A 17,666-nucleotide genomic window follows, 5' to 3' on the forward strand; every position below is an offset into this window, starting at 1 on the left:
CCCACCGGTGAGAAACGCGGACGGGTGATCTGAGAGACGGTCAGCGGACGCCGAACCAGATCAGGCACGCGGTCCCGACGACGATGCAGTAGACGCCGAACGGGCGCAGCGAGCGGTTCTCGAAGTAGCGGGTCAGGAAGCGCACCGAGAGGTAGGCGCCGACGAACGAGAGCAGGCTGCCGACCAGGATCTGGGGGCGGACGCCGTCTCCGAGCGGGCCGGCGAGGTCGCCGAGCTTGAGCACGCCGGCGGCGAGGATCACCGGGGTGGAGAGCAGGAACGAGAACCGGGCGGCGTCCTCGTGCGAGAGCCCGCGCAGCAGCCCGGTGGCCATGGTGACCCCGGAGCGGCTGATGCCCGGGCAGAGCGCGGCGATCTGGGCGGCGCCGATCCCGACCGCGCGCAGCATCGGCATCCGGCCGAGGCGCTGGTCGGAGGCCTCGGCGGCGGTGGCTGGTACGGCCTCCAGGACGACGGTGCGCCCGGCCGGGTCGACCTCACCGTTCGGGACCGGCGCCGCCGCGGCGGCGGGGATCCCGGCGGCGGCGCGGCGGCGCAGCAGCTCGGCGCCGAGCAGGACCAGCCCGTTGAGGATCAGGAAGATCGCGGTGGGCACCGGGCGGGAGAGCACGGTGCGGAAGGTGTGCTCGAGCGCCAGCCCGACGAGTCCGACCGGGATGGTGCCCAGCACGAGCAGCCAGCCCAGCCGTTGCGCGGAGGTGGTGATCTCGCGGCGGACGATGCTGGTGGCCAGGCCGCCGATGATGCGGACCCAGTCGCGCCAGAAGAACAGCAGCAGCGCGAGCGCGGTGGCGACGTGCAGGCCGACGATGAACGCGAGGTAGGGCGACTCGGGGGCGGAGACGTCGAGGTCCTGGGCCCAGGTGCCGCCGACGACGGCGGGCAGCAGCACGCTGTGCCCGAGGCTGGAGACCGGGAAGAGCTCGGCCACGCCCTGCATGGCGCCGACGACGATCGCCTCGAGCCAGCTCAACTGGTGAATCACGGACGCGATCGTCGTCAGCGCTCGTGTACCGGACATGAGAACGACGTGGCGCCGTCGCCGCGATCCTGGGATGCGCCGGTCCTGTCAGCGGGGCCGTCCGAGGAGCACCGTGGTCACCATGACACTCGACATCCACCGCCTCGGCCGCACCGGGCCGGAGGTCACCTCACCCGGCCTCGGCTGCATGGGGCTCTCCGGCGCCTACGGATCGGTCGACGACGACGAGGGCGTGCGGGTGATCCACGCCTACCTCGACGCGGGCGGCACCCTGCTCGACACCGGCGACTTCTACGGCTCCGGGCACAACGAGTGGCTGATCCGCCGGGCGCTGACCGACCGGAGCCGCGACGACGTCGTCCTCTCGGTGAAGTTCGGTGCCCTGCGGGGTCCCGACGGGGCGCTGACCGGCCAGGACGCACGGCCCGCGGCGATGAAGAACTTCCTCGCCTACTCGCTGCAGCGCCTCGGCGTCGACCACGTCGACGTCTACCGCCCGGCCCGGCTCGACCCCGGGGTCCCGATCGAGGACACCGTCGGCGCGATCGCGGAGATGGTCGAGAAGGGCTTCGTCCGCCACATCGGGCTCAGCGAGGTCGGGGCGGAGACGATCCGCAGGGCCGCCGCGGTCGCGCCGATCTGCGACCTGCAGATCGAGTACTCGCTGCTCAGCCGCGACATCGAGGACACCATCCTGCCGACCTGCCGGGAGCTCGGCATCGGCATCACCGCCTACGGCGTGCTCTCCCGCGGCCTGATCGGCGGCAGCGGGGTGCTTGCCGGCGGCCGGTTGGCGACTCCGCGGTTCCAGGACGGCCACCGCGAGCACAACGAGGCCCTCGTCGCACGACTGCGGGACATGGCCGAGGCGAAGAGCGCCTCGGTGGCCCAGCTGGCGATCGGCTGGGTGACCGCGCAGGGCGACGACATCGTGCCGGTCGTCGGCGCCCGGCGGGTGGATCAGGTCGGGACGCTGCTCGACGGCGTCACGCTCGACGCCGACGACGTGGCCCGGATCGACCAGCTGGTGCCCCGCGGCTCGGTGTCCGGCGACCGCTACCCGGCGGCCGCCATGGCCGCTCTCGACAGCGAGCGCTGAGGTCCGCAAGGCTCACCGGCATGACTGCTGACGTGGGGGGCGGGGCCGTCGCCGGGGTGCCCGAGGACGAGGGGATCGCCGTGGTCGGCAGCCTCTCGACCAGCGGCGCCGTCGCGGTCGCGGGCAGCATCGCGACGGCGGGCAGTGTGGCCGTGGCGGGCAGCGTCGCGACGGCAGGCAGCGCGGGGGTCGCGGGCAGCGTCGCGACGTCGGGCAGCGCGGGGGTCGCCGGGAGTGTCGCGACGTCGGGCAGCGTCGGCATCCTGGCCTGCGTGCTCACGCTGCTCGGGATCGGGCTGCGGCGGTGCGTGGCGACCGTGGCCTGCGTGAACTGCGACCGGTGCGTCGGCTGCGTCGCGTGCGTGGACTGCGTCGACTGCGTGGGGTGTGTCGGCTGCGTCGGTCTCCGCGGCGCGGTCGGGCAGCGGTACGTCCGCGCCTGAATATCAGGTCAGCTGCCCGACGGCGGACGTGACCGGCGTCGACCCGACCGCCCTCCCGGTGCCCCCCGCCAGGAGGAGGACGGCCGCGGCGATCCCCGCGGCGGCGCGCCAGTGGTTCGCCCGCGTCCAGGCCGGGCTGAAGGCGGACCAGGCGCGGGCGGGGTCGTCGGTCGGCCCGACGGCGGCCAGGGTGTCGTTGAGCGGGATGTTGACGACGATCGTCAGGACGATCACCCCGAGCAGGAACGTCGCCGCCCCGAGCACCATGAGCCACGTCCGCCGGCGCAGGCCGGACACCCCGAGGACGACGGCCACGAGCGCCGTCCCGAACAGCACGATCATGAACAGCGGCCGGACGGCGACCTCGTTGACGGCCTGCAGGGCCTCGTCGCCGACCCCGGCACCCGGGTGATCGTCCACGACCGGCCGGGCCACGGTTCGCGACGTCGTCCGCCGCGCTGCCGGGGGGCCTGACACCTCAGCCCTCGATGGCCGCCGCGTTCGCGAAGCCGGACAGCTCCAGCACCCGCCGGGCCGGTGAGCGCGGCGGTGCCTGGACGGTCAGGTCGATCTGGAGCACCTCGAGCCGCGCGGCCAGGGCGAACATCAGGCGCAGCCCGGCGCTGTCGAGGTAGGTGAGGTCGGCGAGGTCGATGGTCACCGACGTCGCCTGGTTGTCGATGGCCCCGGAGAGCTGCTCCTCGACGGCCTCGGCGTTCTCGAGGTCGATCTCGCCGATGATGGTGATCGCGACGGCGGGACCCTGGGTGCTCGCCTTCACGGTGGCGGTCGTCATCGCGTCTCCCCGGAGAGGTGCCGCTGCATCCGGACGGTCGTGCCGTGGGGCCCGGCGGTGACGTCGACCGCGTCGCTGCACTGCTGCATCAGCGTGGTGCCCCGCCCGCGGTTCTCGCCGCGCGCCGAGCGCCAGCGGCCGTTGTCCCACACCGTCACGGTGACCTGGTCCTCGCCGCGCTCGGCGTGCAGCATCAGGTTGCCCCCGCCGGGTCCGTAGGCGTGCTCCACCACGTTCGAGCACGCCTCGCCCACGGCCACGAGGATGTCGGTGACGTCGTCGGGCGTGGCCCCGACCGACGCGAGCCAGCGCCGCAGCGCCGACCGGACCTCGGCCAACGACCGGAGGACGGCCGGGAGGACGAGGTAGAGCGGCGCGGCCTCGGAGGCCTCCGCGCGGTGGGCGACGAGGACGGCGACGTCGTCGGCGACCGGTTCGGCGCCCACCATCCGGCTCATCACCGTCGTGCAGGTCGTCTCGATGTCGACCGCCCGCACGGCGCCGCACAGCCGGTCCAGGCCCTCGTCGAGGGAGCGTCCGCGCCGCTCGACCAGCCCGTCGGTGTAGAGGAACAGCAGCGATCCCGGCGGCAGGTCGATCACCGTCGTCCGCCGTGGCGGGCCGACCGAGACGCCCACGGGCAGGTCGACCGGCAGCTGGAGCAGCCGGCCCGCATCCCCGGGCACGGCCAGCACGGGCGGGAGGTGACCGGCGACGGTGAGCATCACCTGGTCCAGGGACGGCTCGAAGACCGCGTATAGGACGGTCGCCATGACGTTGTCCTCGAAGTGCTGCACGTTGCCGTCGAGGCGCTCGAGCACCTCGGCCGGATCGTCCTCCTCGCGGGCGAAGGCCCGCAGCGCGCTGCGGAGCCGGCCCATGACGACGGCCGCCTGGAAGCCCCGCCCGACGACGTCGCCCATCACCACCCCGACGCGCCCCGAGGGGAGGGTGAACACGTCGTACCAGTCGCCGCCCAGCCCGCCCGCCTGGCCGGGGACGTACCGGGCGGTGAGCTCGAGGCCCGCGATCTGCGGCAGCGTCCCGGGCATGAGGCTGTGCTGGAGGGCCTCGGCGGCCGCGCGGTCCACGTCGCTCTGGTGCGTGCGGGTGACCAGCGCGACCCGGTCGGCCACCAGCTGCAGCAGGTGCGTGTCCGCCTCGGTGAACCGGCGCGGGGTCAGGGTCCCGACGTGCAGCACGCCGAGCACCGTCCCCTCGATGACCAGGGGGACGCCGAGCAGCGACCGTATCGCCTTCTCCCGCAGGATGGGGTTGAGCACGTTCGAGTGGTCGACCTGCTCGATGATCACCGGCCGCCGTTCCGCGGCGATGCGCCCGGCGAAGCCCTGGCCGAGCGGGATCCGGACGCCCTGCCGGACCTCCTCCTCGATCCCGCGCGCCGCCGTGGCCACCAGGTGGGTGGCCGACGCGTCGAAGAGCAGGACCGCCGCCGTGTCCACCCCGAGCAGGCTGCGGACGCGGTCGAGCAGCTCGTCGAGGAGGTCCTTGACGTCGAGGTGGGCGAGCGCCGAGTCCGTCACGAACTCGATCCGACGGAGTCGGTCCTCGTCGGTGGTACTCGGCACGGTCACCCGCAACACACTACGCAGAGCAGAAACCATGATTCGTGTCACCCAGGACCAGGGTGATCACAGTGTGTGAGAAAGGGCCCGCTGGACGGACGCGTTGTGAGTCGATAAACGATCCGGCTAGCCTCCACAGGTGGCGATGACGGCGGCGGACTTACTCTCCGTGCTGCCTGACGCGCTCGCCATCACCGCGGGCGCCGATCACGTCGTCGAGTCGCTGAGTCCCCGGGGCGGGCAGCTGTTCGGGACCGCGGTCCGGACGGGGCGCCCGATCCGCGAGACCGTCCCGACCGGGGGCCTCGTCGCCGCCCTCGACGCCGCCTACCGCGACGGCGAGACCACCGTCGTGCCCCGCGGGGTGATGTCGTCCGCGGCGGTCCCGACGGCCGACGAGTGGTCGTTCGGGGTGAGTGCCTCGCCGGTCGGTGACATCTCCCGCGGCGTCTCGGGTCTCCTGCTCCGTGTCCTCGCGGACGGCCCGGCCGACGTCGACGGGAGCCGGGCCCGCGCGCACGAGTTCCAGCGCCTCACCGAACAGCTCTCGAGCGCCGCGACGCCGACCGAGATCGGCCGACTGACGGCCACTGCCGCGGCGACGCTGATCGGCGCCGACGCCAGCGTGGTGTATGCCCGGGTCGAGGGGGAGGACGTGCTGGAGTCGCTGCACCACGCGGGCTGGCCCGGCGACACCGTCGAGCGTTTCCGCCGACTGCCGATGCAGCGCGGGCGGCCGTTGTCGGACGCGGTGCTGACGGGCCGCCCGGTCTGGATCGAGGACGCCCACCAGTGGCGGAGCCAGTATCCCGAGATGGCCCCGGTGGGCGTCGCGGAGGGGCACGAGGCCACCGCCTGCCTCCCGCTGCGGGTGGAGAGCCGGGAGCTCGGGGCGGCGGTGTTCAGCTTCTCCGGGGCGCGGGCCTTCGGCCTGGCCGAACGGGAGTTCCTGCTCGCCGTCGCCGCCCTGTGCGCCCAGGCCCTCGACCGTGCGCGCCTCTACACCGCCGAGCGCGAGGCGCGGGCCGCCGCCGAGCGCGAGCGGGACCGCATGTCCTTCTTGGCGCGCGCGAGCCAGCTGATGGAGGCGCCGTTCTCGGTCGAGGAGCGGCTGCGCCGGCTCGCCGACCTCGCCGTCACCGGCATCTGTGACTGGTCCGCGGTGCACTTCGTCCGCGGCAGCCGCCTCGAGCGGGTCGCCGTCGCGCACCTGGATCCGGCGAAGGTCGCGTTCGTCGAGGAGCTCGAGCACCGGTACCCGCCGGACCCGGACGCCCCCGGCGGCGCCATGCAGGTGGCCCGGAGCGGGGTGCCCGTCGTCATGTCCGAGATCCCCGACGACTTGCTCGTCGCGTCGGCGAAGGACGAGACCCACCTCGAGCTGATGCGGGCGATCGGGCTGAGCTCAGCGATCGTCGTGCCGCTGCTCTCGCGCGGGCGGAGCCTCGGGGCGCTGACCCTGGTGCACGCCGAGTCGGGGGAGCGGTTCACCGACGACGACCTCACCTTCGTCGGGCAGCTCGCCACCACGGCCGCGCTCGCGCTCGACAACGCCGCCCTCTACGAGGCGCAGCGCACCGTGGCCCGCACGCTGCAGACGGCGCTGCTCCCCGCCGAGCTCCCGAAGGTGCCCGGCGTGCGGTGCGCCGGCCGCTACCGGCCGCCGAGCCCCGACCTCACCGACGTCTACGTGGGTGGGGATCTCTACGACATCCACGAGGACGTCGAGCGCGGCCGGTGGGCACTGACGGTCGCCGACGTCTGCGGCAAGGGCCCGCAGGCCGCCGCGCTGACGGCACTCATCCGGCACACCGTCCACGCCGAGGTCGGCCACGGGTACGCGCCCGCCGACGTCCTGCGCCGGGTCAACACGGCGATGCTGCGCCACCACGGCGGCGCCCGCGCCCGGTTCGCGACGATGGTCCACGCGGCGCTGACGGTGGAGCCGACGGGCGCCGCGGTGACGCTGGTCAACGGCGGCCATCCGCCCGGGCTCGTCCTGCGGGGCGACCGCGTCGAGTCCATCGCCGTCCCCGGCACGCTCGTCGGGGTCTACCCGGACCCGAATCTCACGGAGGTCGAGATCCACCTCGCGCCCGGCGACACCATGCTGCTCTACACCGACGGCGTGACCGAGGCCCACGGGCCACAGGGCTTCTACGGTTCCGAGCCGCTCGAGGCCCTCCTCGCCACGCTGGCCGGCGAGTCCGCGGACGCCATCGCCGACGCCATCCTCACCGAGGTCTCGGACTTCCAGTGCGGTCGGCTCCGCGACGACGTCGCCCTGCTCGTGATCCAGGTGCAGCGATGAACGGGCCGCGCGACACCGCGCCGAGCGAGACCTCCGGCGGACTGTGGGCGGTCAGCTCGTGGGACTCCGACCGGCTGGTACTCGTCCTGCACGGTGATCTCGACATCGACACGCTGCCCACCGCGCAGGACGAGGTCAGCGCCGCCGAGGGCCAGGCCCCGCGGGTGCTCGTGCTCGACCTCTCGCAGCTCGGCTACGTCGACTCGTCCGGTGTCCGCATGGTGCTGCTCGCCCAGCAGGTCGCCGACGACGCGGGCCGTCTCCTCGCCGTGCGCCTCGGGCACGGCGCCACCCGGCGGGTCTTCGACATGCTCGGGATCACCGGCCGCCTCGAGGTCCTGGACGAGGGGGAGGCCTCACCGTGACCAGCGCGCCCGATCGGTCCCCGACGACGTCGGCGGACCTCGACCCGTTCCGCCACCTCGCCGTGGTCCACCACGGCGTCGAGGACCTGCTCGACACCCTCGCCCCGCTGCTCCGCGACGCCGTGAGGCGCGGCGACCTCGTCTGGGCCGCCGTCGACGACGCGACCCGCGACGCCATCGAGCGCCGCCTGGGCAGCGTGAGCTTCGGGTTCATCTTCGGGGAGCCGGGCCAGCCCTACAGCTACAGCGGACAGACCACCGCGGCGCGGCGCGCGGACCGGCTGCGCGACATGATCGGCCACGGTCGCGCCGCCCTGATCCTGAGCGACTCCGCCACCGTCGGCGGCACCGACCCGTCCGCGCCGGACTCCTGGAGCGTCGTCGACGCCAGCTGCAACCTCGCGCTGAGCGGCCTGCCGGTCACGCTGGTGTGCCTGTGCGACGCCGAGCGCAGCTCGGAGGACACCGAGCGCTCGCTGTACTGGAACCACCCCGAGCTCATCGTCGACACCATCGCGATCCCCAACCCGCGCTACCGGGCTCCCGCCGAGGTCCTCGCCTCGACCCCGGCACCGCCCGCGCCCGCCCTCGGACCGCCGCACCAGGAACAGCAGTTCGCGAACGGCACGACCACGCTGCGCGGCATCCGGGCGTGGACGAAGCGGCACGGCTTCGAGGCCGGTCTCGACCCGGCGCGCATCGACGGGCTCGTCCTCGCCGTGAGCGAGCTGGTCAGCAACAGCATCGAGCACGGCGCCGGGCACGGCACGCTGTCCTGGTGGATCCGGCCCGGCCGGGTCGTCGCGCAGGTCCACGACCCGGGGCACATGAGCGCGATCACCCCCGGGCTGCGGCGGCCCGACGCGCTGTCGGTCCGCGGGCGGGGTGTCTGGCTGGCCCGTCAGCTGTGCGACGTCCTGCACCTCTGGACCACCGTCGACGGGACCCATGCCCGCCTGGAGGTCGGGGTCTGACGCCCGGTGCACTCATGCGGCGTCGAGCATGACACCGCCGAGGAACGCCTCGAGGGCGTCGTGCCCGTCGAGGCCGAGCACGTGGGCGACGTACTGATCGGGCCGCACGACGACGAGCGCGCCGCGGTCGCGGTCCACGCCCCGCAGGTCGAAGACGTCGTCGGTCGCCGGGTCGGGGCAGAACGCCTTCTCGTGGTCGACCACCGCGAACCGGCCCCGGCGGGGCCGCAGCACCTCGGGCAGGTCCGGGACGGCCAGGTCGTGGTGGTGCTGCTGGAACACCGCCCGGACGTCGACGACGGCGTCGGGTTCGGCATCGGTCGGGGTGAAGCGGCGCACCGTCGTCGTCAGCCGGTCGCAGACGGCGCGCAGCGCCGAGCCGTCCCGGTCGGCGAAGAGGTACAGCCGCCACGCCCCGTCGGCACGCGCCACGTGGCCGAGGTGCATCGGCCGGGCGTCGGCCAGCCGCACGACGGGGGCGGAGTGGAAGCGCGTCCCGACCTCGAACCCGGTCGCGAGGTGCTGCGCGGGGTCGGCGGCGGTGATCATCGACGGGCCATGGCGCACGCCGAATCCCGCCGTGTAGCGGCCCTGCTCGCAGAAGTAGCGCTGGAACTTCTCCGGGTCGGCGTCGGCGGGGTCGGCGTGGGCGCCGAACATCGCCGCGAACTCGCGGTCGAAGTCGATGAGCTCCTGGGCCACGCGCTGCCGTTCCGCGGTGTAGGTGCGGAGCAGCTCGGGCCGCGACCGGCCTCGCAGGACCGCCCCGAGCTTCCACCCGAGGTTCCAGGCGTCGGCCATCGAGACGTTCATGCCCTGTCCGGCCTTGGCGCTGTGGGTGTGGCAGGCGTCCCCGGCGATGAACACCCGCGGCAGCCGGTCGGAGTCCTCGTGGGGCACGTCGTCGAACCGGTCGCACAGCCGCTGGCCGACCTCGTACACCGACCACCACCCGACGTGTCGGACCTCGAGGCGGTAGGGGTGCAGGATGCGGTTCGCGACCTCCGCGAGGTGCTCCGGTGAGACGCTCCGGCTCCGGAGCACCTCGGCGTCGCGATCGTTGTCCAGCTCGATGTAGAGCCGCACCAGGTAGCCGCCCTCGCGCGGGACGACGAGGATGCTGCCCTCGGCCGAGGTGATCGCGCTCTTGAGTCGGATGTCGGGGAAGTCGGTGTCGACGAGGACGTCCATGACGCCCCATGACTGGTTCGCGGCGTCGCCGACCAGCCGGCGGCCGATCGCGGCGCGCGTGCTGCTGCGGGCACCGTCGCACCCGACGACGTAGCGCGCCCGGATCGTCGACGTGGCGCCGGTGGCGGTGTGCGTGAGGGTCGCCGTCACCGGGTGGTCCGCGGACCCGTCGAGGTCCAGGTCCCGCAGCTCCAGGCCGTGGAACGGTTCGGGACGGCGGGGTGCGCGCGCCATGTGGTCGCGGAGGTGGGCGAGCAGCCGCGCCTGGTTGACGATGAGGTGCGGCATCTCGGAGAGCCCGTCCTCGACATCGGGGATGCGACCGGTGCGCGTGATCTCGTCCGCCCGCTCGGGGTCGGGACGCCAGAAGCTGACCTCGTTGACCCGGTAGCCCTCGTCGATCAGTCGGCCGGCCAGGCCGAAGGCCTCGAACATCTCCACGGTGCGGCAGGCGACGCCGTCGGCCTGTCCGACCTCGAGCGGGCCGTCCCGGCGGTCGACGACGACGGTGTCGAGGTCTCCGAAGTTCGCCAGCTGCGCCGCGAGCACGAGCCCGGCCGGCCCGGCCCCGACGACGAGCACGTCGGTGGTCTCCGGCAGCGGGCGCGGACCGATGGCGACGGCGGGACGGGGGTCCGTGACGAACGGGTCGCCGGGGCGGTACCCGTCGACGTGGAACTGGGCCACCTCACGCTCCTCTCCGAGGTCGGGGTCTGCCGGCCGACGCTACCCACGTTCTGCAGAGGACGACGCTATCGTTCTGTTGTGAAGAACGAGCCGGTGTACCGCATCCAGTCGGTGGACCACGCGCTCCACCTGGCGACGGTTCTCGCCCAGGAAGGCCCGTTGCGCCTCTCCGAGGCCGCGGAGCGGCTCGGCGTGGCCCGGTCGACAGCGCACCGGCTGCTCGCGATGCTGGTGTACCGCGACTTCGCCGAGCAGGACGAGGACCGTCGCTATGTCGCCGGGCCGGTGCTCCGAGCGGCGCAGGCGCCCGAGCCGCAGGCCGACCTGCGTCGCGTCGCGCTCCCACGTCTGAGGGCGCTGACCGAGCGTCTCGACGAGACCAGCAACCTCGTCGTCGTGGTCGGCGACCGGGCGCGCTTCGTGGCGTCGGTCGAGTGCGACCGGGTCCTGCGGGTCGGGGAGCGCGAGGGGCGGGTGCTGCCCGCGCACCTGGCGTCGGGCGCCCGCGCCGTGCTCGCCACCTTGGCCGAGGCCGAGATCCGCGCGCTGTACGACACTCCCGACTCACCGGTCGCCGACGTCGACCGTCTGCTGCGCGAGCTGCGTCGGATCCGCCGGCAGCGCTTCGCACTCAACGACCAGCAGACCGAGGCCGGGGTGAGTGCGATCGGTGCCGCGGTACCGGGGGACGTCCGGGCCGGGGTGTCGGTCGCGCTGCCGACGGCCCGCTACCGCCGCGACCGGCTCCCCGAGTGGGCCGCGGAGGTCACCGCCACCGCGGAGCGCATCGGGGCGGATCTCGCGGGTCGCTGACGCCGGCTCAGCTCCCGGACGAGAGCAGGCTGTTCCACCTCCCCGTCGGGCGGCCGGTGACGCACCGGATCCATCGCGACTCGCTCCACCCGTCCCGGCTGGTGCTCCCGTTCACGATCTCGCCGCCGAGGGCCCACCCGGCGTAGGACCACGCCCTCCCGAGAGGATCGGGCGACGTCGTGTGCCGGAGACAGGAGGGCCAGATCGTGTCGGTGCTGTTCGCCGAACCCGTCGGACAGGGCTGGACGCAGATCGTCGAGCTGGCGGTGGCGTTGGTCCTCTCCGCGTTGATCGGGCTGGAACGGGAGATCCGCCGCAAGAGCGCGGGCCTGCGGACCCACACGATCATCGGCTTCAGCGCGGCGCTGATCATGCTGGTGTCCAAGTACGGCTTCACCGACGTGCTCGGCGAGCACGTGGTGCTCGACCCCTCCCGCGTGGCGGCCCAGATCGTCTCCGGCATCGGGTTCATCGGTGGCGGTCTGATCTTCGTGCGGCGTGACGCCGTGCGCGGACTGACCACCGCGGCCGCAGTGTGGCTGACGACCGCCGTCGGGATGACCGCGGGCGCCGGGCTCCCGGTGCTCGCCACCACCGCGACCGCGGCGTACTTCCTGGTGATCTACGGGCTCACCCCGGTCGCGGACCGGCTGCGCGACCGCGGCAGCGACCGCAGGCACGTCGAGATCGGCTACCGGGACGGCGAGGGTGTCCTGCGGGAGCTGCTGCGGATCTGCACCGGCCACGGGTGGTCCATCGAGCAGCTGCACACCCGAGCCTCCGGTACGGACGGGATCGACGCGGTCCAGGGCGCCGAGGAGGGCGACACCATGACCCACGTCGGCGCCACGGTGCTCGTCGTCCTCGAGCTGGAGGGGACCGGCTCCTACGAGGACCTCGTGGCCGAGCTCGTCGGCCACCGGGGCGTCCTCGCCGTCACCGGCGGCCGGGCCGGCACGGACGATCCCGACGCCGAGTGACCGGCGCGTGGTCGCGCCGGGTGCAGTCCGGGGACGGACGGACGATCGCGGAGCGCCCGGCGGCTCGGTACCGTCGCGATGTCGAGACAGTGACGAACATCACTTTCGTCCTGTTCCATCACGACGGCGCGGCCGTCCACGGTCGCGCCGCCCCCGGTCGGGAGGGGTACACCCGTGACCAGTGCGCAGACGGATCCGACGTTCTACCGCTCGGCGGCGGACGCTGCGGCCGCGCCCGGTGAGGAGCTCGCCTACGTGGTGGCGTTCGACCGCGCGGCCCAGCGTCACGACGCGATGACCGTGGTCGACGTCGACCCGCGCTCCGCCGGGTACGGCAGCGTCGTCGGCTGGACCGACGTCCCGTCCGTCGGGGACGAGCTGCACCACTTCGGCTGGAACGCGTGCTCGAGCGCCCTCAAGCACGAGGGGCACGACATGGCCGGTCTGGCCCGGCGGTACCTGCTCGTGCCGGGCCTGCGCTCGTCGAACATCCACGTCCTCGACGTCGGGGACGATCCCCGGAGCCCGACGCTGGTGAGGACGGTGGACGGCAAGGAGCTCTCGGCCAGGGCCGGGTACTCGCGGCCCCACACCATGCACTGCGGTCCCGACGGCGTGTTCATGACCTGCATCGGCGGCCCCGAGGGCGACGACGACGGCCCCGGCGGCATCGCGCTGCTGGACCACTCGACCTTCGACGTGCTGCGGGCGTGGGAGACCGACCGGGGCAGCCAGCACTTCCACTACGACGCCTGGTGGCACCTGAACCAGAACACGCTGATCTCCACCGAGTGGGGCAGCCCGTCGATGATCGAGAACGGGATCGTCCCCGAACTGCTCCTGAGCAACTCCTACGGCCACCGCGTGCACTTCTGGGACCTCGCCGAGGGCCGGAACGTCCAGACCGTCGACCTGGGCGCCGAGCACCAGATGCCCCTCGAGGTGCGGCCGTCCCACGACCCCGGGGCGACCTGGGGCTTCATCGGGGTCGTGGTCTCCACCGCCGACCTGTCGGGCTCGATCTGGCGGTGGTTCCGCGACGGCGACACCTGGCGGATGGAGAAGGTCATCTCCATCCCGGCCGAGCCGGCCGACCCCGGCCTGCTGCCGCCGCTGCTGCAGGGCTTCGGGGCGGTCCCGCCGCTGATCACCGACATCGACCTCTCCGTCGACGACCGCTTCCTCTACGTCTCGTGCTGGGGCACCGGGGAGCTCAAGCAGTACGACGTGACCGACCCGGCCCACCCGCGCGAGGTCGGCTCGGTGCGCCTCGGCGGCATCGTCGACCGGGCGCCGCACCCGGCCCGGCCCGACCTGCCGCTGGCGGGCGGGCCGCAGATGGTCGAGGTCAGCCGCGACGGGCGGCGGGTCTACTTCACCAACTCGCTCTACGGCGCCTGGGACGACCAGTTCTACCCCGACGGCGTCGGGGCCTGGATGGCGAAGCTCGACGCCGACCCGGCCGGTGGCCTGACGATCGACGAGTCGTTCTTCCCCCACGGCGACGACTTCCGGGGCCTGCGGGTGCACCAGATCCGGCTCCAGGGAGGGGACGCGTCGTCCGACTCCTACTGCTACCGCTGAAGTAGGGCTGGCCCCCGCATCCCGGGGGCCAGCTCCACCGCGCGCCGGGCGCCCTCCGAGCAGCGTGGACGCCATCACCCGAGCCGGGTGATGGACCAGCCGTCCCGCCGTCGGGGAGAGCCACCATGTCCGTCACGACCTTGTCCCACGCCGCTTCTCTCCGCGTGGCGCTGCAGGCGAACGCGAGTTCCGAGGCTCCGGGCGAGGGCCCGGAACCGAGATCGACCTGGGTCTCCCGATGGCGGTCCCGCGACTCGAGGGCGGTGAGCTGCGCGGCCTGCGGGCTCACCGTCGAGGGGCGCCGGTGCGGCGAGTGCCGGCAGGGCGTCTACATCCCGAGCCGCTGCCCCGGGTGCGGCGACGGGCTCCGCGGCAGCCGGGACTGCTCGGACTGCGGGGCGCTCGCGGGATCCTGATCGGCCCCTGTCGATGTGACCTGGCGCACGTCGGGCTTGAGTGTGCCGCGACGGCACACCGTTCCGTGGTCCCCGACGCACCCACCAGGACCTCGGGAGGACGGCATGACCATGACCGAGCAGCAGGACCCGACGCAGGACGCACCCGCGGACCCCGACCCGGCGCCCACGATGCTCGACCAGCTGGGCGGCCCGATGGGCTTCGTCTGGTCGACCGTGCCGGTCGTCGTCTTCGTCACCGCCAACGCGCTGCTGCCGCTCCCGGCGACCATCGCCGTCGCGCTCGGCGTCGGGCTGGCGCTGACCGTGTTCCGCCTGGTCCGCCGGGAGCGGTTCAGCTCGGCGACCGGGAGCCTGCTGGGCGTCGCCGTCGCCGTGGGGGTGGTGGCATGGACCGGATCGGCCAGGGACTTCTTCGTCATCGGCATCTGGGCCGCGCTGGCCGGCTTCGTCGTCACCGCCGGTTCACTGCTGGCCCGGCGCCCGATCACGGGCGTGGTGTGGAACCTCGTCCACGGCCGCGCCCACGACTGGCGCGCCGACCGGGTGGTGCTGCGCGCCCACGACCTCGCCACCCTCGCCGCGGCCGCGGTCTTCGGGGCCCGGTTCGTCGTCCAGCAGTGGCTCTACCTCGCCGACACCACGGACGGACTGGGGATCGCCCGGATCGCCATGGGGACCCCGCTGACGGTGCTGGCCGCCCTCGTCGTCGTGTGGGCCTTCCGGCGCAGCACCGCGCGGCTCGCGCCGCGGTCCTGAGCGTCAGCCCCCGGTCCACCTCGCCTGGAACGCCCGCCGCATCCGCCGGATGACGTCGAGCTGCGCGGGGTTGTAGAGGTCCTCCATGGCCCGGTTCATGGTCCGGACGTACCGGGGAACGCCGCCGGGGGAGTCCTCGCCCAACCGCACGATCCGCGGATCCTTCCTCGCCAGGACGAGAACCTGGTCGGCCATGCGGACGGCGAGGGCGTCCCGGACGTCGTCGTCGGCGTCCTCGGCGAGGTCGTGGAACTCCATACTCAGGGCCATGTCGGCGTCGTCGTCCCCGAGCAGCGCCGCGTAGGTCTCCCGCCCGTCCTCACCGAGCGTCCGCCCCATCACGGCCACGAACTGCCGGTCGGTCTCCGTGAGCGTCACCTCGGAGGCGACGGCGAGGTCGGGCGGCAGGTCGGTCGGCACCGACCGTTCGAGAATCTCCGCCAGCTCCGCCCGCAGTTGCTCGAGGCGCCGGATCTGGCCGGCGAGGTCGTCGTCGAGCGCCCGCAGCGCCTCGGCCGGATGTTCGTCGCCCTCACCCAGCTCGGCGATCTGCGGCAGGGAGAAGCCCAGATCGGACAGCCGCTTGATCCGCAGCAGCCGGACCAGGTGCGCGACGCCGTACTGCTTGTAGCCGTTGCTGCGGCGCTCGGGCTCCGGCAGCAGCCCGACGTCGTGGTAGTGGCGCACCGACCGCAGGCTCGTCCCGGCGAGCTCCGCCAGTTCCCGCGTGCTCCATCCCATGAGCCGAGTCTGCCGGAACCGGACAGATCACCACTCGCACTAGCAGGAGGAACCGTCATGACGTCCATCCCCGTCGAGGACTTCGTCCGCCCGCCCGAGCGCGCCCACCCGACCCTCTCCCCGGACGGCGCGCGGATCGCGTTCCTCGCGCCCTGGAAGGAGCGGCTCAACGTCTGGGTCGCCGACCTCGACGCCGTCGAGGACGCGCGCTGCGTGACCGCGGACGAGACCCGGAACATCATCGACCACCGCTGGGCCGACGACCGGTACCTGATCTACACCCAGGACGACGGCGGCGACGAGCACTTCCACGTGCACCGCGTCGACCTCGCGGACCCGGACGCTCCGGCCGTCGACCTCACGCCGTTCCCCGGCGCCCGGGTCTTCACCCACGACCTGCCGGTCACCCGTCCCGGGAAGGTCGTCGTCGCGATCAACCACCGGCGACCGGGCGAGATCGACCTGTGCGAGATCGACATCGCGAGCGGCGAGCTGACCGAACTGATGCGGGGCGACGGGGTCGTCGGCGGGACGCTCGTCGGGCCGGACGGCAGCGTCGTCGGGATCGGCCAGGACGACGACGGGAACTGGACGATCGACCGCCGGGGTCCCGACGGCGCCGCGCGCACCGTGGCCGTCCTCGACGCCGCCGACCACCCGATGGGGCCGTTCCCGACCCGCCTCACCCCGGACGGCTCCGCGCTGTGGATCGGTCGGCACGGGCACACCGACCGGCTGCGCCTCGTCCGGCTCGACCTCGACACCGGTGTCGAGACCGAGGTCCCGGGCCACCCCGAGCTCGACGTCGACACCCGGGCCCAGGTCTTCCCGACGATGCCGTCGCCGCTGATCTGCGACCGGGCCGGTGAGCTGCTCGGCGTCCGGCACTCCCGCGAACGGCAGGTGATCGTCCCGGTCGACGCGGACTTCGCCGAGGTGCTGACGCGGCTCGAGGCGCTGTCCGACGGCGACCTCGGCGCGATCTCGACCGACGTCGGACGACGGCGCTGGCTGGTGTCGTTCGTGCACGACCGTGACTGGGGGGCGACCTGGCTCTACGACCACCTGACCGGCCAGGCCCGCCTGCTCTTCCGGTCCCACCCGCACCTCGATCCCGACGACCTCGCCCCGACGACGCCGGTGACGATCCGGGCCCGGGACGGGCGCGACCTGCCGTCGTACCTGACGTTGCCGCGCGGCGGCGCCGGCCGGGGATCGCTGGTGCTCGTCCCGCACGGCGGTCCGTGGACGCGCGACTCGTGGGGCCACGACCCGATCGCGCAGCTGTTCGCGAACCGCGGGCACGCCGTGCTGCAGGTCAACTTCCGCGGCTCCACCGGCTTCGGCCGCGACCACATGCAGGCCGCGATCGGTGAGTTCGCCGGCGCCATGCAGGACGACCTGGTCGACGCCGTCGAATGGGCCGTCGCACAGGGGTACGCCGACCCCGCGCGGGTGGCGATCTTCGGGGGCTCCTACGGCGGGTACGCGACGCTGGTCGGGGTCACGAGGACCCCGCACCTGTTCGCGGCCGCCGTCGACTACGTCGGCATCTCCGACCTGGCCACGTTCATGCTGGCGCTGCCCGAGGCGCTGCGCCCGGGACTGGGCGACAACTGGTACGCCTACGTCGGCGACCCGGAGGACCCGCAGGACCGCGCCGACATGCGGGAACGCTCGCCGATCACCCACGTCGACCGCATCGTGACCCCGCTGCTGGTGTTCCAGGGCGCGAACGACGTCCGGGTCCCGCAGAGCCAGTCCGACACGATCGTCGAGTCGCTGCGCGGGCGTGGGGTCGAGGTCGGCTACCGGGTCTACGCCGACGAGGGGCACCTGTTCAGCCAGCCGGAGAACCTCGTCGACATGTTCCGCACGACGGAGCGGTTCCTGGCCGACCATCTCGGCTGAGGGTCCG

At 73.3% G+C, this 17,666-nt stretch carries 17 protein-coding genes; 11 read left to right on the forward strand and 6 right to left on the reverse strand.

What is annotated here, in order from left to right:
- Positions 1–40 precede the first annotated feature (40 nt).
- Positions 41–1,003: an undecaprenyl-diphosphate phosphatase gene (locus LQ327_RS32690; RefSeq protein WP_230740984.1), complete on the reverse strand. Its 963-nt coding sequence runs from the start codon at positions 1,001–1,003 to the stop codon at positions 41–43.
- Between the two features lie 121 nt (positions 1,004–1,124).
- Between LQ327_RS32690 and LQ327_RS32695 the strand changes: the two genes are divergently transcribed.
- The gene (locus tag LQ327_RS32695; protein WP_230740805.1) at positions 1,125–2,102 is read left to right on the forward strand and encodes an aldo/keto reductase; all 978 of its coding nucleotides are present in this window, start codon (positions 1,125–1,127) and stop codon (positions 2,100–2,102) included.
- Between the two features lie 20 nt (positions 2,103–2,122).
- Positions 2,123–2,545 (forward strand): hypothetical protein, encoded by a 423-nt coding sequence (locus tag LQ327_RS32700; RefSeq protein ID WP_230740807.1) that lies wholly within the window; start codon positions 2,123–2,125, stop codon positions 2,543–2,545.
- A gap of 3 nt (positions 2,546–2,548) precedes the next feature.
- Here the strand turns inward: LQ327_RS32700 and LQ327_RS32705 are convergent, their stop codons facing one another.
- From LQ327_RS32705 to LQ327_RS32715, 3 genes are read right to left on the reverse strand one after another with little or no spacing between them, the layout of a single operon-like run.
- Positions 2,549–2,980 carry an anthrone oxygenase family protein gene (locus LQ327_RS32705; protein ID WP_230740809.1) on the reverse strand — a complete coding sequence of 144 codons (432 nt, stop codon included), beginning with the start codon at positions 2,978–2,980 and terminating at the stop codon, positions 2,549–2,551.
- A gap of 43 nt (positions 2,981–3,023) precedes the next feature.
- Positions 3,024–3,341, reverse strand: coding sequence for an STAS domain-containing protein (locus LQ327_RS32710; RefSeq protein ID WP_230740811.1), 318 nt, complete (start codon positions 3,339–3,341; stop codon positions 3,024–3,026).
- On the reverse strand, positions 3,338–4,936 hold the full coding sequence (locus LQ327_RS32715; RefSeq protein ID WP_230740813.1) for an ATP-binding SpoIIE family protein phosphatase: 1,599 nt from the start codon (positions 4,934–4,936) through the stop codon (positions 3,338–3,340). Before LQ327_RS32715 ends, LQ327_RS32710 begins: the two co-directional genes overlap by 4 nt.
- A gap of 136 nt (positions 4,937–5,072) precedes the next feature.
- On the opposite strand from LQ327_RS32715, the gene LQ327_RS32720 reads away from it, so the two are divergent.
- Genes LQ327_RS32720 through LQ327_RS35135 form a run of 3 tightly spaced genes read left to right on the forward strand, consistent with a single transcriptional unit; the run spans position 5,073 to position 8,577 of the window.
- A complete protein-coding gene (locus LQ327_RS32720; protein ID WP_230740986.1) occupies positions 5,073–7,238 on the forward strand; it encodes a GAF domain-containing SpoIIE family protein phosphatase in 2,166 nt (721 codons plus the stop codon).
- Entirely contained in the window at positions 7,235–7,603 is a 369-nt protein-coding gene (locus LQ327_RS32725) for an STAS domain-containing protein (protein ID WP_230740815.1), read from the forward strand. Before LQ327_RS32720 ends, LQ327_RS32725 begins: the two co-directional genes overlap by 4 nt.
- Positions 7,600–8,577, forward strand: a complete 978-nt coding sequence (locus tag LQ327_RS35135) for an ATP-binding protein (protein ID WP_230740817.1) — start codon at positions 7,600–7,602, stop codon at positions 8,575–8,577. Before LQ327_RS32725 ends, LQ327_RS35135 begins: the two co-directional genes overlap by 4 nt.
- A gap of 12 nt (positions 8,578–8,589) precedes the next feature.
- Here the strand turns inward: LQ327_RS35135 and LQ327_RS32735 are convergent, their stop codons facing one another.
- Positions 8,590–10,455 (reverse strand): FAD-dependent monooxygenase, encoded by a 1,866-nt coding sequence (locus LQ327_RS32735; protein ID WP_230740819.1) that lies wholly within the window; start codon positions 10,453–10,455, stop codon positions 8,590–8,592.
- 78 nt (positions 10,456–10,533) lie between these two features.
- Between LQ327_RS32735 and LQ327_RS32740 the strand changes: the two genes are divergently transcribed.
- The 5 genes from LQ327_RS32740 to LQ327_RS32760 all read left to right on the forward strand — a co-directional run bounded on the left by LQ327_RS32740 (position 10,534) and on the right by LQ327_RS32760 (position 15,007).
- The gene (locus LQ327_RS32740) at positions 10,534–11,268 is read left to right on the forward strand and encodes an IclR family transcriptional regulator (protein ID WP_230740821.1); all 735 of its coding nucleotides are present in this window, start codon (positions 10,534–10,536) and stop codon (positions 11,266–11,268) included.
- A gap of 179 nt (positions 11,269–11,447) precedes the next feature.
- Positions 11,448–12,248 (forward strand): MgtC/SapB family protein, encoded by an 801-nt coding sequence (locus LQ327_RS32745; RefSeq protein WP_372460798.1) that lies wholly within the window; start codon positions 11,448–11,450, stop codon positions 12,246–12,248.
- 174 nt (positions 12,249–12,422) lie between these two features.
- Positions 12,423–13,832 (forward strand): selenium-binding protein SBP56-related protein, encoded by a 1,410-nt coding sequence (locus LQ327_RS32750; protein ID WP_230740823.1) that lies wholly within the window; start codon positions 12,423–12,425, stop codon positions 13,830–13,832.
- A 125-nt stretch (positions 13,833–13,957) separates the two neighbouring features.
- Positions 13,958–14,248: a hypothetical protein gene (locus LQ327_RS32755; RefSeq protein ID WP_230740825.1), complete on the forward strand. Its 291-nt coding sequence runs from the start codon at positions 13,958–13,960 to the stop codon at positions 14,246–14,248.
- 105 nt (positions 14,249–14,353) lie between these two features.
- Entirely contained in the window at positions 14,354–15,007 is a 654-nt protein-coding gene (locus LQ327_RS32760) for a DUF3159 domain-containing protein (protein ID WP_230740827.1), read from the forward strand.
- Positions 15,008–15,010: 3 nt separating this feature from the next.
- On the opposite strand, the gene LQ327_RS32765 is transcribed toward LQ327_RS32760, so the two are convergent.
- On the reverse strand, positions 15,011–15,748 hold the full coding sequence (locus tag LQ327_RS32765; protein WP_230740829.1) for a helix-turn-helix domain-containing protein: 738 nt from the start codon (positions 15,746–15,748) through the stop codon (positions 15,011–15,013).
- A 57-nt stretch (positions 15,749–15,805) separates the two neighbouring features.
- Here LQ327_RS32765 and LQ327_RS32770 point away from each other — a divergent pair, with 57 nt between their 5' ends.
- Positions 15,806–17,659 carry a S9 family peptidase gene (locus LQ327_RS32770; RefSeq protein ID WP_230740831.1) on the forward strand — a complete coding sequence of 618 codons (1,854 nt, stop codon included), beginning with the start codon at positions 15,806–15,808 and terminating at the stop codon, positions 17,657–17,659.
- The last annotated feature ends 7 nt before the right edge of the window (positions 17,660–17,666 follow it).

This window comes from Actinomycetospora endophytica, from assembly GCF_021026375.1.
Lineage (GTDB): Bacteria > Actinomycetota > Actinomycetes > Mycobacteriales > Pseudonocardiaceae > Actinomycetospora > Actinomycetospora endophytica.

Bases quoted from the DNA above. Each gene is read 5' to 3' on its own strand.
- LQ327_RS32770 (WP_230740831.1), top strand. From the start codon at position 15,806: ATGACGTCCATCCCCGTCGAGGACTTCGTCCGCCCGCCCGAGCGCGCC.
- LQ327_RS32765 (WP_230740829.1), bottom strand. From the start codon at position 15,748: ATGGGATGGAGCACGCGGGAACTGGCGGAGCTCGCCGGGACGAGCCTG.
- LQ327_RS32695 (WP_230740805.1), top strand. From the start codon at position 1,125: ATGACACTCGACATCCACCGCCTCGGCCGCACCGGGCCGGAGGTCACC.
- LQ327_RS32760 (WP_230740827.1), top strand. From the start codon at position 14,354: ATGACCATGACCGAGCAGCAGGACCCGACGCAGGACGCACCCGCGGAC.
- LQ327_RS32700 (WP_230740807.1), top strand. From the start codon at position 2,123: ATGACTGCTGACGTGGGGGGCGGGGCCGTCGCCGGGGTGCCCGAGGAC.
- LQ327_RS32725 (WP_230740815.1), top strand. From the start codon at position 7,235: ATGAACGGGCCGCGCGACACCGCGCCGAGCGAGACCTCCGGCGGACTG.
- LQ327_RS32720 (WP_230740986.1), top strand. From the start codon at position 5,073: ATGACGGCGGCGGACTTACTCTCCGTGCTGCCTGACGCGCTCGCCATC.
- LQ327_RS32710 (WP_230740811.1), bottom strand. From the start codon at position 3,341: ATGACGACCGCCACCGTGAAGGCGAGCACCCAGGGTCCCGCCGTCGCG.
- LQ327_RS32755 (WP_230740825.1), top strand. From the start codon at position 13,958: ATGTCCGTCACGACCTTGTCCCACGCCGCTTCTCTCCGCGTGGCGCTG.